Below are 14,913 nucleotides of genomic sequence, written 5' to 3' on the forward strand. Positions count from 1 at the left end.
CGTGCCTGTTTCCGGGCCAACCTTAACGTAGTGGCGGAGGGGTGGTCAGGGGTGCCTGGCCCCACTCGCGGCCGCCCCGGCCGGGGTGGTTCCGGCCCGCCCCGGTGACTGGGCCCGACGCGCTCGCCAGCGACGGTCAAAGACCTCGTCCGAACCCGCGCCGCAGGCCTCGGACGAGGTCTTTGACAGGTGATACTCAATCGGTAAAGTTACGCCGATGATGGCCCCTGCTGGAGCCCCGGTCCGCTTCGGGGTGAACTACACCCCGCGCGTCGGCTGGTTCCACCACTGGCTCGATTTCTGCGCCGACGACGTGGCCCGCGACTTCGACACCATCGCCGAACTGGGCGTCGACCACGTCCGGGTCTTCCCGCTCTGGCCGCTGCTGCAGCCGAACCGGACGCTGATCCGCCCCGGCGGCCTGGCCGATGTCGAAAAGGTGATCGAGCTCGCCGACGAGCGCGGCCTGGACGTCTGGGTCGACGGCCTGCAGGGACACCTGTCCAGCTTCGACTTCGTGCCGGCCTGGCTGACCAGCTGGCATCGCCGCGGCTTCTTCACCGACCCCGACGTGGTGGCCTCCACCGCCGCCTACCTGACCGCGCTGGCCCGGGCCTGCGCCGGCCACCCCAACCTGCTCGGGCTGACCGTCGGCAACGAGGTCAACCAGTTCACCGGCACCGTCCATCCCGAGCCGTATCCGGCGTCCGAGGGTGAGGTGAGCGCGTGGCTCGACGCGATGCTGGGTGCGCTGCGCACCGGCGCCCCCGACGTCGCGGCACTGCACGCCTGCTACGACGCCACCTGGTACGACGACACCCAGCCGTTCACCCCCACCCACGCCGCGAACCTGGGCGACATGACCGTGCTGCATTCGTGGGTGTTCAACGGCACCGCGCAGGTCTACGGCCCGGACGCGTTCGAGACCCGGGCGCACGCCCGCTACCTGACCGAGGTGGCCCGGGCGTTCCAGGCCGACCCGGACCGCCCGGTGTGGGTGCAGGAGGTGGGTGCGCCGCGCAACGTGCTGCCGCGGGCGTCGGTCGCGCCGTTCATCGAGGCCACCGTCGAGCAACTCGCCGACACCCCGCAGCTGTACGGCATCACCTGGTGGTGCTCGCACGACGTCAGCCGCTCGCTGGCCGACTTCCCCGAGCTGGAGTACGACCTCGGCCTGATCGACGAGCACGGCACGATCAAGACCGAGGGCCGGGTCCTCGCCCGGGCGATGGAAGAGTTGCGCCGACGCCGCCGGGAGGGCGTCGACGACGCCGACCCGCCACGGCTGCTGCTCGACCCCACCGACGTGAGCCGCCGCGATCTGGCACCGGGCGGCGCGTTCTGGGAGCGTTACATGGACATTGCCCGTGCCGGCCGGCACCCTCGGGTGACCCTGGCCGCGACCGTGGAGGCTTGATGCACAACAATCAGGATCTGACGCTCGCCCGCGCGGTTCGCGTCCTCGAGGAGCGGCTGCGCCCGGCCATCCATTCGCGGCCACATCCGCTGATGCTCGCCGCGCACCGGGTGGGCGGCGAGCCGATCGCCGTCGCCGACGGGCTGGCCGCCGAGTACGCACCGACCCAGCCGGGCGAGCCGTGGGGGCGGGCCTGGGACACCACCTGGTTCCGGGTCACCGGCCAGGTGCCCGCCGAGTTCGCCGGCGAGCGGGTCGAGGTGCTGCTCGACCTCGGTTTCGACATCAACATGACGGGCTTCCAGGCCGAGGGCCTGGTCTACCGCGCGGACGGCAGCCCGGTGCGATCGCTGCACCCGCGCGCACAGTGGATCCCGGTGGTCCGGGAGGCCACCGGCGGTGAGCCGATCGAGTTCTACGTCGAGGCGGCGTCCAATCCGGTGCTGCTCGACTATGTGCCGTTCCAGCCCACTGAGAAGGGCGAGTGGGCCACTGCCGGCGAGGAGCTGCTGTACCGCATCCGACGTGCGGACGCGGTGGTCTTCGAGTCCGAGGTGTTCGAACTTGTCCACGACGTCGAGGTGCTGCTGCAACTCGCCCAGCAGCTGGATGTCAGCTCCGCCCGTCGGGCACGCATCCTGTTCGCGCTCGACCGGGCGCTGGACGCCGTCGACCTGCAGAACATCGCCGGCACCGCCGCGGCGAGCCGGGCCGAACTCGTCGAGGTGCTGAGCAGCCCGGCCGCGCCGTCCGCCCACCGGATCACCGCGGTCGGCCATGCCCACATCGACTCGGCGTGGCTGTGGCCGCTGCGCGAGACGGTGCGCAAGGTGGCCCGCACCACCAGCTCGATGGTCACGCTGCTCGACGAGCACGACGACTTCATCTACGCCATGTCGAGCGCCCAGCAGTACGCCTGGATCAAGGAGCACCGGCCCGAGGTGTACGCCCGGGTGAAGCAGGCGGTCGCCGACGGGCGTTTCGTCCCGGTCGGCGGCATGTGGGTCGAGGCCGACGCCGTGCTGCCCGGCGGCGAGGCGATGATCCGGCAGTTCCTGTACGGGCAGCGCTTCTTCCGCGACGAGTTCGGCGTCGAATGCCGCGGGGCCTGGCTGCCGGACAGCTTCGGCTACTCGGCGGCACTGCCGCAGCTGCTTGTCGGGGCCGGTTTCGAATGGTTCCTGACCCAGAAGATCTCCTGGAACGAGCGGAACATCTTCCCGCACAGCTCCTTCCACTGGGAGGGCATCGACGGCTCGCGGATCTTCACCCATTTCCCGTCGATGGACACCTACAACTCCCAGCTGTCCGGTGACGAGGTGGCCCGCGCCGACCGCAACTTCAAGGAGAAATCGGTCGGGTCGTCCTCGCTGGCGCCGACCGGCTGGGGCGACGGCGGTGGCGGCACCACCCGCGAGATGATCGCCCGAGCCAAGCGGCTGGCCGACCTGGAGGGCAGCGCCAAGGTCGCCTGGGAGACCCCGGACGCCTTCTTCGAGCGGGCCAGGGCCGAGCTGCCCGAGCCGGCGGTGTGGAAGGGCGAGCTGTACCTGGAGCGGCACCGCGCCACGTACACCACCCAGCACAAGATGAAGCAGGGCAACCGGCGCAGCGAACAGCTGCTGTTCGAGGCCGAGCTGTGGGCCAGCGTCGCGGCCGTCCGGGCGGGGCGTCCGTACCCGTACGAGACGCTCGACCGGGCCTGGCACGAGGTGCTGCTGCTGCAGTTCCACGACATCCTGCCCGGCACCTCGATCGCCTGGGTGCATCGCGAGGCGGCCGTCCGCTACGCGCTGGTGGCGCAGAGCCTGAACCAGGTGATCACCGACTCGCTGGCGGCGTTGGGCGTCGAGCTGGACGCCGCAGAGCCGAACCTCCTGGTCAACGCCGCACCGATCGCTCAATCGGGCGTCACCGCGGGCGCCGTCAGCCTTCCGGTCACCCCCGCCGGCACCACTGCCTCGGTGGCGGGGGACGGTTTCGTGCTGGCCAGCGACGCCGTCCGAATCGAACTGGACGCCGCCGGGCACGTGCTGAGCGCGGTCGACCTGGCGTCCGGACGGGATGCGATCCCGGCCGGCGAACGGGGCAACCTGCTGCAGCTGCACCAGGACTTCCCGAACCTGTGGGACGCCTGGGACGTCGACAACAGCTACCGCCAGATGCGCCACGACATCGACACCGCCGACGAGGTGCGGCTGGACGGCGACGCGATCGTGGTGCGCCGTTCGTTCGGTGCCTCGTCCATCGAGCAGCGGCTGTCGCTGTCCGCGGACGGCCGGGCGCTGCTGATCGACAACACCGTCGACTGGCAGGAGACCGAGAAGTTCCTCAAGCTGGCCTTCCCGATCGACGTGTTCGCCGACACCGCCGTGGCCGAGACCCAGTTCGGCTTCCAGTCGCGCGCCACCCACGACAACACTTCATGGGAGAACGCCCGCTTCGAAACCCACGCCCAGCGCTGGTTCCTGGTCCAGGAGCCGGGTTTCGGGGTGGCGTTCGCCAACGACTCCACCTACGGCTTCGACGTGGTGCGATCGCAGCGCGGCGGCACCGTCGTCTCGGACGTCCGGTTCTCGATGCTGCGGGCTCCGCGCTTCCCCGACCCGCGGACCGACCTCGGCGTCCAGCAGATGCGGTTCGCGCTCGCCTTCGGCGCCGACCCGGCCCGGGCCACCGAGCTGGGCTGGGCGGTCAATGTGCCGGCCCGCCCAGCGCGCGGCGCTGAACTGACTCCGCTGGTGACGTCCAGCGATCCGCGGGTGCTGATCAGCGCGGTCAAGCTCGCCGACGACCGCTCGGGCGACCTGATCGTCCGGATCTACGAGTCCTCCGGCGGCCGAGCGTCGACTGAACTGACCGTCGATCTGCCGGTTGCCTCCGTGCGGGCCGCGGACTTGTTGGAGCGCCCCGGCGATCCGGTCGCCCACGCCGCGACGGCCGGCGGAGTGTCAGTCGGCCTCACTTTGCGTCCGTTCCAGGTGCAGACCCTCAGGATCGCCCAGGCTTAACAGCCCCGTCAGCCGAGCTTGCCCCCACCGTTGGTCGAGCTTGTCGAGACCCTATCGGCGAGGACTCGCCGCGCAGGGCTGGACGGGTTCGGACGGCGAGCAACTGGCCGCCGCCGACTCCGTAGACGCTCCCTTGATCGGGGCCGCTGCCCTGATCCACCGCTGCGACCTACTGGTCGAGGAGGGCAACAACGCGTAGCGTGACTGCCGTGCAAGCCGAGACCACTGCGAAGAGAGCGGGCGGCTGGGCGCTGTTCGCGCTCGTGGTGGCCATCGCCCTCCACTTCTTCGGGTTCATCGCCCTTGCCGCGCTCGGCGCCGTGATTGTGGTGGCGCTGATCCGGGCTGGCTGGTCGTCGTCGACACCGTGGGTCCGAGCGGTCTACTGGATCGCCGCTGCCGCGGTGCTGGCGCTTCCGGTGCTTCTGTTCTGGGAGGTCATCGGCGGCTATCAGGTACTCACGGTCTCCTAACCACAGGCTCGACCAGAGAAATTGCGGAGAGCCGGGTTCCGGACGTTTCCTCCTGCGTCCAGACCCGGCTCGATCCGTCTCACCACTAGGCAGTTTCCGACCTGGCTCGTGTTCCCCCGAATCACGATCCCGGCCCCTGCCCTGTGGTGGCTTGGCCCCCCAGCACGAGAAGAACTCTGCCGGGTGCTCCTCAACCAACGATCAGCGGAACCTCAAGAGCAGCCCAAGGCTCCCTGGGGATCCGCCGACCGACCGTCGGATCGTCACAGCCGCGGATCGACAGGCTCCGATTCCAGGGCCAACACCCCGAACACCGCCTCGTGGACGCGCCACAGCGGCTCCCCGGCGACCAGCCGATCCACCGCCTCCAACCCCAGCGCATACTCGCGAAGGGCCAGCGAGCGCTTCCTACTGAGGTTGCGGTTGCGGAGCCGTTCGAGGTTGCCGGGCTCGGTGTAGTCGGGGCCGTAGATGATCCGCAGATACTCCCGGCCGCGCACTTTCAGACCGGGCTGCGGACGGCGTCCTTTGGTCACCGGCACCCGGTTGGCAAGCGGTTTCACCACCATGCCCTCACCGCCTGCCTCGGTCAGCTCCTCCCACCAACCGATGCCGGCCGCGACACTCTCGGCGTCGTCCACCTCCACCACCAGCCGCCGCGTCGTCCGGAACAACCCGGGATCGGCTTCGACCAGCCGGTCGGCGATCGCCAGGTGCCACTGGTGGTCACGTCCGGCGAACGATGCCCCTTCGGCGGCGAGCACCTGGAAGACCGCCAGTTGCACGCCGTCCAGCCCGGACGTCGGCCAGACGTAACGCTGCCAGGCCGCGTCATAGGCGTACGCGTTCGCGAGCCGGGACTCGGTGCGCTCCAGCAGCGGCCCGATGTCGAGCCCAGTGGAACGAAAAGAACCGTCCCCTCGTTCCACCTCACCCGCTCGGTCGACATTGCGCGCGGAGGCCATCCGCAGCGCCGCAACCGCGGGCGGCAACGCCATCGCCGCCGCCGCACCGACCGGCGCGTACTGCTCGCGCAGCAGCGACCCGGCCTTGGCCGACCAGGGCAGCAGCTCAGCGTCCAGCAACAGCCAGTCCGAACCGAGCTCCCGATCGAGACCCGCGGCCTTCACGGCCGCCCGCACCCGGTCGAGCAGGTTCGCAGTGAGTTCTGGGCCAAAGAACGTGCGGCCGGTGCGGGTGTAGACCGCCCCGTCACCGGGCCGGACGAACACCACCGCCCGCGACCCCATGTGCTTCTCCTGGCAGATCACCCAATCGACGCCCCACTCCGCATACGTTGCGAACGCCTCGGCGGGATGCTCCAGGTAGCCCTCCCGCTTCGCCGTGGCGACCGGCGACATGGTCGGCGGCAGGTAGGGCAGCAACCGGGGGTGCAGCGCGAAGCGGCTCATCACTTCGAGGGCACCGGCGGCGTCCTCGGCGGTGATCGTCACCCGGCCCATCGTCGAGGTTTCGATCGAGCGGCGTCCGGCGACATCGTCGAGCCGCAGCTCGTCGGTGGCGCGCTGCTCAGCCTCTGGAACCAGCGGTTTCACCGGCTCGTAGTGGACGCCGAGCGCGTCGACCGAGACCGTCTCCCGCTCGGGGTAGCGCAGTGCGGAGAGCTTGCCGCCGAACACGCAGCCGGTGTCCAGGCACAACGTGTTGTTGACCCAGTCCAGCGTCGGGGTGGGGGTGTGTCCGTAGGCGACCAGCGCCCGTCCCCGGTACTCCTCAGCCCAGGGCAGCCGCACCGGCAGCCCGTATTCGTCGGTCTCGCCGGTCGTATCGCCATACAGCGCGAACGACCGCACCCGCCCGGACGCCCGGCCGTGGTAGGCCTGTTTGAGTCCGGCGTGGGCGATCACCAGCTTGCCGTCGTCGAGCACCAGGTGCGAGACCAGGCTGCGACACCATTCCCGCACCTCAATCCGGAAATCGTCGGGTTCGTCGGCGAGCTCGGCCAACGTCCGCTCCAAGCCGTGACTGGCCTGCACGTTGCGGCCGTCGAGTGCCCGGATCAGCTTCGCCTCATGATTGCCCGGCACCGCCAGCGCGTGACCGGCGGCCGTCATACCCATCGCCAACCGCAGCACGCCCACCGACGACGGGCCGCGATCCACCAGGTCGCCGACGAACACGACGCGGCGTCCCTCTGGGTGCTGGGCATCGACGGCCCTCCCGGCGGAATCCCGAACCACCAGGTAGCCGAGCCGTTCGAGCAGCAGCACCAGCTCGTCGAGGCAGCCGTGCACGTCGCCGATCACGTCGAACGGTCCGTGCTCATCGCGGAAGTCGTTCAGCAGCCGCTCGCGGACGATCACCGCCTGGTCGACCTCGTCGACCGAGGTCAGCACGTGCACCTTGCGGAAGCCCTCCCGGCCCAGCCCACGGACCGAGCGGCGCAGCTGGGCCGCCTGACGTTTGATCGGCCCCTCCCCGAACGGGCGGTCGGCGCGGCTGGCGTTGCGTTGGATCGCGACCTGCGTGGGCACGTCGAGGACGATCGCCACCGGCAGCACGTCGTGGTCGCGGGCCAGTTGCACCAGGGACGCCCGCGCCTCGCGGGACACGTTGGTGGCGTCGACGACAGTCAGCAACCCTCGATCGAGGCGCTTACCGGCGATGTGGTGCAGCACATCGAAGGCGTCCGCGCTGGCCGACTGGTCGGTTTCGTCACCGCTGACCAGCGCCCGGCAGTAGTCGGAGCTGAGCACCTCGTACGGCGCGAACGCCCGCGTGGCGAAGGTGGATTTGCCCGAGCCGGACACCCCGACGAGCACCACCAGGCTGAGCGCCGGAACCGGCAGCTCGGTCATCGACCCTCCCCTCGTCCGGGCGGTTCCGGGGCGTCGTCGCGACTGAACAGGGCGAGCTGGGTCGGCGCGCCGAGTTCGGCGTCGACCGCACCGACGCCGCGGAGCTCCACCCGGTAGCCGAAACGGACGCCCACACGTCGCGCCCACGCGGCGAACTCGGCGCGCGTCCATTCGAAGCGATGGTCCGGATGCCGCCATTTACCGTCGGGCAGCCCGTAGACGACGTTGTAGTCCCGGTTCGGCGTGGTGAGCACGACATGCGCTGGGCGGGCCGCCCCGAACACACTCGCTTCCAGGGCATCGATCCGGTCGGGGTCGAGGTGCTCGATCACCTCGACCAGCAGGATCGCGTCGAACCCGGTCAGCCGGTCGTCGCGATAGGTCGCCGACGACTGCCACAGCGACAGCTTCGCCCGCTGCCGTTCCGAGCGTCGGTCGAGGCCCCGCCGGCGCTCGGCATACTCCAGCACCCGCGGCGACACATCGATCCCGACGATCTCGGTGATCGCCGGGTCGTCGAGCAGCGCCCGCAGGTAGAACCCCTCGCCGCAGCCCAGATCGACCACTCGGCGCGCGCCGACCTCGCGGACGGCGTCCAGCACGGCCTGCAGGCGCAACAGCTTGAGCGGCGTCGGTGCCTCTGCCCCTTCCCCACCGGAGGCCGGGTCGTGCGGCTCGGTTTCGTCGACCGCGTCGTCCAGCGCCTGCAGTCGCGCGGTGGCGTCCTCCACGTAGTCGCGGCGCGATTTCAGGTAGCGGCGCACGATCAGCTCCCGCTCCGGGTGAGATGCCAGCCAGCCCTCACCACGGCGTACCAGCTTGGCCACCTCGTCCGAGCCGACCCAGTAGTGCTTGGCGTTGTCGAGCACCGGCAACAGCACGTACAGCTGCGACAGCGCGTCAGCCAGCCGGACCCGTCCGGTCAGGGTCAGGTCGACATACGGTGCCGGCCCCCAGCTTCCGTCCGGACCGAAGTCGCGGGTGGTTACGGTGACGTTCCAGCCCAACGGCTCGAACAGGCGGCGCACCACTTCGGCACCCGAGTGGCGGGACGTCGCGCGCGCCGGCACCGCCGGCGTCCGGATCTCCAGGGGCACCGGTCCGGCGGCCAACTCCGGGTAGGACTCACTGCGGCCGTTCAGCGCCGTGTTGAACACCCGGCCCAACGCCACCGCCAGCATCGACGACGCCGCATACGGCCGGTCGGTGACGTAGTCGGTCAGCGACAACCCGTCGCGCGACTTCAGCCGGCGCTTCACCATGCCGATCGGGTCGACCTCGAGCAGCAGCGCCGCGGTCACCCGTTCCGGCGTCGACTCCGGATAGAACACCGTCGCGGCGCCCACCGGCAGGGTGAAGGTCTGCACTCGGTCGGGGTGCTTGCGCAGCAGATGACCCAGTGCCGGGGCGTCCGCTCCGGTCATGGTCAGGGTCAAGAACACCGGGCCATTGTGGCAGCGATGCTCCGCGGCAACCCTCGACCAGGTTCAACTACCGCCTGACAAGCCTCGTCGTGCCGGTTATAGTCAGGCAGACCAATGAACAGCTGATGAAGCGATGTTGACAAGAAGGCACCATGAACAACGTCGGATCTCTGGTCTCGGTGGATGTCATCGCGCTGCGGTACAACGCGGAACTGCGGCGGGTGGAGTTGGCGACCAAGCCTCGTACCACCGAGCCCTATCTCGGCGTCCCCGCGCTGCCCGGCGTGCTGCTGCGCGAGGGTGAGCGGCTGGCCGCCGCTGCCCACCGTGCCGTCATCTCCAAGGTGGGTTTCGACGTCTCCGCGCTGGGTCAGCTGACCGTCTTCGATCAGCCCAACCGGGATCCGCGCGGCTATTCGCTGTCGGTGGCGATGTGGGCGGTCGGTGACGGCGACGCCGACTGGTACGGCTTCGACGACGTTCCCAAGTTGGCGTTCGACCACAACGTGATGCTCTTCGAGTGCCGTCCGCTGCTGGTCGACATGCTGTGGCGCGACCTGGAGTTCACCAGGGCGCTCACCGGCGCCGAGTTCCCGGTGAGTGCGGCCGTGGCAATCACCCACACCCTCAGCGGCATCGCCCCTGACCGGGGCAACCTGAACCGCCGGCTGGCCTCGTTGCGGGGGCTCGCCGTGAGCAGCAAACGCATGGTGCTCGGACGCGGCCGGCCCGGCACCGTGTGGGAATGGGAGCATCCGGCCGCCTGAGAACGGCTGGTTTGGAGATCCCGGATCAAGTCCGGGATGACGAGGGTCAAGTCCGGGATGACGAGGATCGAGTCCGGGATGACGAGGATCGAGTCCGGCCCGACGGCGCTCGGGATCAGGACGCGTCTGCGTCCGGCTCCCGGCCCTCCGGACGCCGCAGCGGCAGCCGTCCGGTGTGATGCTCGGCCTCGATCTCGGACAGGCTGAGCCGGACGGTGTGCGGAATGTCGTGCCAGGTGGAGTCGCGGTAGAACAGTGCGACCAGCATCAGCACCCACCAGATGCCCAGGTGGACCGGGAACAGCACGATCGTCTTCCACATGCCGGGCCAGCGGGCGTCCTCGAGGATGACGGTGATCCAGCCGAAGATCAGGGTGAACAGGTAGGCGAACAATCCGAACGCGGCGCCCGCGATGATCATCAGCGTCCAGTTGCCGGTGCGGAACGCGGTCATCACGCTGAACACCATGCTGGACCAGCCGGCGATCGCAGAGACCAGCAGACCGACGCTGTAGATGACGCCGTCGATCGCCCGCCGATCCCCCGAACGCACCCGGCGCCACAGCCGCGGGGTGCAGATCGGCACGATCTGGACGCCGCCCAGCGCCCAGCGGTAACGCTGCTTGATCGACGTCCACAGCCCCTGCGGCTGCTCGTCGAAGAAGACCGCGCGCGGTTCGAGCACCGCCCGATGCCCCTCGGCGATCGCGTTCAGGGTGAACTCGATGTCCTCGCATTGGGTCTTGGTGTCCCAGCCCTTGCCGTCGAGCACCGACAGCAGGAAGCCGAAGCCGGTGCCGCTGACCGAGAACAGCGACCAGCCGAACCGGTTGCGCGGCAGGTGGAAGAAGCGGGTCTGCAGCAGCCAGTACAGGGTGCTGCAGCCGGCCACCCATGACGACGACGGGTTCTTGCCGGTGCGGTAGCCGACCACGATGGTCTCGCCGTGGTTGAACCGGGTGTTGACGGCCTCCAGGAAACCGACCTCGACGACGTTGTCGGCGTCGAACACCACGCAGGCGTCGTACTGGCCGGCATGGTCGACGTTGAACCGCTCGAAGAACCACGACATCGCGAAGCCCTTGCCCTTGCGGTCGGGATCGGTGCGTTCATAGACGAAGGCACCCGCCCGCCGGCAGATTTCGGCGGTGTCGTCGGTGCAGTTGTCTGCGACCACGAAGACGTCGTACAGCTCACGCGGATACTCCTGGTTGCCCAGGGTGAGCAGCAACTGGTCGATCACCGACGATTCGTTCTTGGCGCACACCAGGATCGCGAAACGATGCTGCTTCTCACCGGGCTGCGGCTCGGGCAGCTTCAACTCCCCGAACGCGTTGAGGCCGACGAGAACGTGATAGAGACCGTAGACGGCGCCGATCACCATGATCGTCTGGAGAACCCAGCCGATCACATCGAGCACGGGCACCGTGGGGGCTCCTGTCGTGGATGGTTACCGGTGTGACCGGCGCTGAGGGGCCAGTCTAGGGTGCGCCGTCCCCGACTGTCCGAGCCTGGTCCGGCGGTTCGCCCACCCAGCGCTCCCCGAACTATCTGGGGCTCGCTGAATTCGGCGAGCGGTAAGTAGTTCGGGGAGCGCTCGATGGGGTCGCGTGGAAGACTGGGCATCGCCCGATGCACACCTCACGGGCAGCTTCCCCCGTCGGAGGACTCAGCATGATCGACCTGATGAAACGGTCATCGACCTACCTATTCGTTTCCGGCGCCGTCGCCCTGCTCTTCGGCCTTGTCGCAGCGTTCTTCCCGATCGCCACCGGGATCACCCTGGTGATCCTGTGGGGCATCTACGCACTGCTCGACGGCATCGTCGCGGCCGTGATGGCGTTCAACCCGCGACCCGACCAATCCCGCGGCTATCTGATCTTCACCGCCGTCGTCGGCATTCTGGCCGGCGGCGTCGCCGTCTTCTCACCGCTGACCGCAGGCCTCGCGCTGCTGTGGGTGCTGGGTGTCTGGCTGATGCTGCGCGGCATCATCGAGATCGTCTCGGCGTTCACCCAACCGCAGACCGCACCCCGCTGGCTGCTGGTGCTCGGCGGCGTGTTCTGGCTGCTCGCCGGCTGGCTCGTGCTCTCCGCACCCAACACCGCGGCCGCCCTGATCATCGCGCTCTGGCTCGGCATCCTGGCGATCGTTTGGGGCATCGTGCTGATCACCGTGGGCTTCCTGGTCCGCCGTGAGGTCAACCGGATCGCGCCGATCGAGGGCGAGATCGTTCCGCCGTCCGACCCGACCGCCTGACCGGTCACGCTCCCGGCGCCGGGGTGGTCGCCTGTTCTCAGCCGACCACCCGGGGCACGGACGCCGTCTCGGCCTGCCCGATCCAGTTCGGTACCTGCCGGCAGATCAGCCGTGGTCCGCTGATCGTCACGGCCCCGGTGCGCAGCGCGTCCGGCCAGCCCAGATCGCCCCGCCACACCCGGATCAGGTCTCGTAAACCACCACTGACCACGGCATTCACCTCGTAGCCGGGGTCGTAGTCGCACAGATCGGTCTCGCCCTCGGCGACCACCAGCCACCATCGCGACCCGGCCTGGACGGCTTCCCGCAGCTCGAACCCGATCACCGTCCGGGTCCGTGGCCAGGCGTCGATCGGCACGGTGCGCTGGATGTCCCACATCAGCAGATGCGGATCCAGGTCCTCCTCGCCCAACTCACCGATCCAGCGCGTGCCCCAGGCCGCCAAGCCACGCACGATCGCATCGAGTTCGCGTCCGGCGGCGGTGAGCCGGTAGCTGGTGTGGCTGCCGTGCCCGACCCGCTCGACGACCCCGTGCCGTTCCAGGCTGCGCAACCGCTTCACCAGCAACGCCTGCGACATCTTGGGGACGCCGCGGCGCAACTCGTTGAATCGCGTGCTGCCCTTGAGCAACTCCCGAAGCACCAGGATCGTCCAGCGCTCGTCGAGCACCTCCATCGCCTTGGCGACCGGGCAGAACTGTCCGTACCCGCTCATCTCCCACCCCCTTTTCCGGCTCAAGTACACGCCCTGTCGGGGCCCCGCACCAGTACAGAAAGTGAACCGCCTCCGGTACAGAACCCGCACTGGAGCGGTACGCCGCGCGGATCGACCCTTGATGAGGGGTCGCACGGTGCGATCCCGGGGAGGAAGAACCATGACTGACACATTGATCCCGGCCACCGGGGCGGATCAGGCACTCAAGCAGAAGCACCGCGCCATGTGGGCGTCGGGCGACTACGGCGCCGTGGCCCGCGAGGTGATCCCCACCCTCGGTGCGAGCCTGGTGGAGGCCTGCGGCGTCCGTCCCGGCGACCGGGTGCTCGATGTCGCCGCCGGCACCGGCAACGCCGCCGTTCCGGCCGCTCGGCGGGGCACAGCGGTGGTGGCCAGCGACCTTACCCCCGAGTTGCTCGCCGAGGGTGCCCGGCTCGCGGCCATCGAGGACCTGCGCCTCGAGTGGGAACAGGGCGACGCCGAGGCGCTGCCCTATGCCGACGGCAGCTTCGATGTGGTGTTGTCCTGCGTGGGGGTGATGTTCGCACCGCACCATGCCGAAGCCGCGTCCGAGCTGCTCCGGGTGTGCCGTCCGGGCGGGACGATCGGGCTGATCTCCTGGACCCCGGCCGGTTTCATCGGACAGCTGTTCGCCACCGTGCGTCCGTTCGTGCCGGCCCCGCCGCCGGGCGTCCAGCCGGCGCCCCGGTGGGGCGATCCCGACTACGTCACCGACCTGTTCGGTGACGGGGTGACCGAGCTGCGGTGTGAGCGGCGGATGTTGCGGGTGGACCGGTTCGCCACCGGAGCCGAGTTCCGCGACTTCTTCCGCGACAACTACGGGCCCACTCTCGGCGCCTATCGCAACGTCGGGGACGACGCCGTCCGGCGTGCCGAGTTGGACGTGGCACTGGCCGGCCTCGCCGACGACGCGCTGATCGACGGTGCGATGGACTGGGAGTACCTGGTGGTCACCGCCCGCAGAGCCGGGTGAGCCGATAGCGTCGGAGCGGGCTGGGTCACCGGCCCGCTCCAGCGCGACCGAGAGGAATCATCGATGCTGCGTTTCGGGATCATCGGCACCAACTTCATCAGCGAATGGTTCACCGCGGCCTGCCGGGCCACCGGTCGTGCCGAGGCCGCCGCGGTTTATTCTCGCGACCTCGGACGCGGCCAGGCCTTCGCCGACGCTCAGGGCATCGGATCGGCGTTCGACGATCTGGACGCCCTGATCGACGCGGTTGACGCGGTTTACATCGCCAGCCCGAACGCCGCGCACCATCCGCAGGCGATGCGGGCCCTCGCGGCCGGCCGGCATGTGCTGGTTGAGAAGGTGATCGGCACCTCGGCCGTCCAGGTGGAGGAGATCTTCGCCGCCGCCCGAGCCGCGGGCGTGATCGCGATGGAGGCGGTGCGCAATGTGCACACCCCCGCGCATCAGCTGGTTCGTTCGACGCTGCCCGAGCTGGGTGCGCTGCGGCATGCCCGGTTCGAGAAGCTGCAGTATTCGTCGCGCTACGACCGGTTCCGGGCCGGCGAACTGCTGAACGCCTTCGATCCGTCGCTGGGCAACTCGGCACTGGCCGACATCGGCGTCTACTGCCTGCAGCCGGCACTGGACCTGTTCGGCATCCCGCCGCGGACGTCCGGGGCGTCGGTGTGGCTGGCGAACGGCTTCGAGGGCGGCGGCAGCCTGCAACTCGACTACGGCACCCTGGTCGCCGACGTCGTCTACTCCAAGATCGCCGCCGGTCTCGGCCCGAGCGTGATCTACGGCGAGGACGCCGCCCTCACCATGGACGACCCGGGCGAGCTGTCCCGGATCGAACTGCACCCACGCGGCGGTGCCAGCCGGCTGCTGCTGCCCGGTCCACGGGTCGCCCCGGCCGACACCATGCAGCACGAGGTGCTCGACTTCGTCGACCAGGTGGATGCCGGCGCCATCGACCCGCGTTGGGCCGAGTTGACCCTCGCCAGCCGCCGGATCATGGACGAGCAGTTGGCGCGCGGCCCGCGCTGACGTCTGCG

The 14,913-nt window shown here is 69.4% G+C and carries 12 protein-coding genes; 8 read left to right on the forward strand and 4 right to left on the reverse strand.

The features are described from left to right. Positions 1–217: 217 nt before the first annotated feature. The 4 genes from QM624_RS01355 to QM624_RS01370 are packed head-to-tail and all read left to right on the forward strand — an operon-like array spanning position 218 to position 4,901. Positions 218–1,417, forward strand: a complete 1,200-nt coding sequence (locus QM624_RS01355; RefSeq protein ID WP_415088289.1) for a glycoside hydrolase 5 family protein — start codon at positions 218–220, stop codon at positions 1,415–1,417. Then, positions 1,417–4,428 (forward strand): alpha-mannosidase, encoded by a 3,012-nt coding sequence (locus QM624_RS01360; protein WP_415088290.1) that lies wholly within the window; start codon positions 1,417–1,419, stop codon positions 4,426–4,428. Before QM624_RS01355 ends, QM624_RS01360 begins: the two co-directional genes overlap by 1 nt. A 40-nt stretch (positions 4,429–4,468) precedes the next feature. After that, positions 4,469–4,627 carry a hypothetical protein gene (locus QM624_RS01365; RefSeq protein ID WP_415088291.1) on the forward strand — a complete coding sequence of 53 codons (159 nt, stop codon included), beginning with the start codon at positions 4,469–4,471 and terminating at the stop codon, positions 4,625–4,627. Positions 4,628–4,637: 10 nt separating this feature from the next. Beyond that, positions 4,638–4,901, forward strand: a complete 264-nt coding sequence (locus tag QM624_RS01370; protein ID WP_415088292.1) for a hypothetical protein — start codon at positions 4,638–4,640, stop codon at positions 4,899–4,901. Between the two features lie 263 nt (positions 4,902–5,164). Here QM624_RS01370 and QM624_RS01375 read toward each other — a convergent pair whose 3' ends face one another. Together QM624_RS01375 and QM624_RS01380 are read right to left on the reverse strand one after the other, a co-directional pair. Further along, the gene (locus QM624_RS01375; RefSeq protein WP_415088293.1) at positions 5,165–7,720 is read right to left on the reverse strand and encodes a polynucleotide kinase-phosphatase; all 2,556 of its coding nucleotides are present in this window, start codon (positions 7,718–7,720) and stop codon (positions 5,165–5,167) included. Further along, on the reverse strand, positions 7,717–9,162 hold the full coding sequence (locus QM624_RS01380) for a 3' terminal RNA ribose 2'-O-methyltransferase Hen1 (protein WP_415088294.1): 1,446 nt from the start codon (positions 9,160–9,162) through the stop codon (positions 7,717–7,719). The genes QM624_RS01375 and QM624_RS01380 overlap by 4 nt, the downstream gene beginning before the upstream one ends. 134 nt (positions 9,163–9,296) lie before the next feature. Between QM624_RS01380 and QM624_RS01385 the strand changes: the two genes are divergently transcribed. Continuing rightward, the gene (locus QM624_RS01385) at positions 9,297–9,911 is read left to right on the forward strand and encodes an NUDIX hydrolase (RefSeq protein WP_415088295.1); all 615 of its coding nucleotides are present in this window, start codon (positions 9,297–9,299) and stop codon (positions 9,909–9,911) included. Positions 9,912–10,026: 115 nt separating this feature from the next. Here the strand turns inward: QM624_RS01385 and QM624_RS01390 are convergent, their stop codons facing one another. Further along, positions 10,027–11,337: a glycosyltransferase family 2 protein gene (locus QM624_RS01390; RefSeq protein WP_415088296.1), complete on the reverse strand. Its 1,311-nt coding sequence runs from the start codon at positions 11,335–11,337 to the stop codon at positions 10,027–10,029. 260 nt (positions 11,338–11,597) lie between these two features. Here QM624_RS01390 and QM624_RS01395 point away from each other — a divergent pair, with 260 nt between their 5' ends. After that, a complete protein-coding gene (locus tag QM624_RS01395) occupies positions 11,598–12,170 on the forward strand; it encodes an HdeD family acid-resistance protein (RefSeq protein WP_415088297.1) in 573 nt (190 codons plus the stop codon). 37 nt (positions 12,171–12,207) lie between these two features. On the opposite strand, the gene QM624_RS01400 is transcribed toward QM624_RS01395, so the two are convergent. Further along, on the reverse strand, positions 12,208–12,885 hold the full coding sequence (locus QM624_RS01400; RefSeq protein ID WP_415088298.1) for a winged helix-turn-helix transcriptional regulator: 678 nt from the start codon (positions 12,883–12,885) through the stop codon (positions 12,208–12,210). A gap of 160 nt (positions 12,886–13,045) precedes the next feature. On the opposite strand from QM624_RS01400, the gene QM624_RS01405 reads away from it, so the two are divergent. Together QM624_RS01405 and QM624_RS01410 are read left to right on the forward strand one after the other, a co-directional pair. Beyond that, positions 13,046–13,879, forward strand: coding sequence for a class I SAM-dependent methyltransferase (locus QM624_RS01405; RefSeq protein ID WP_415088299.1), 834 nt, complete (start codon positions 13,046–13,048; stop codon positions 13,877–13,879). A 63-nt stretch (positions 13,880–13,942) separates the two neighbouring features. After that, positions 13,943–14,905 (forward strand): Gfo/Idh/MocA family protein, encoded by a 963-nt coding sequence (locus QM624_RS01410; RefSeq protein ID WP_415088300.1) that lies wholly within the window; start codon positions 13,943–13,945, stop codon positions 14,903–14,905. The last annotated feature ends 8 nt before the right edge of the window (positions 14,906–14,913 follow it).

This window comes from Micropruina sp., assembly GCF_047606365.1.
Classification (GTDB): Bacteria; Actinomycetota; Actinomycetes; order Propionibacteriales; family Propionibacteriaceae; genus Micropruina.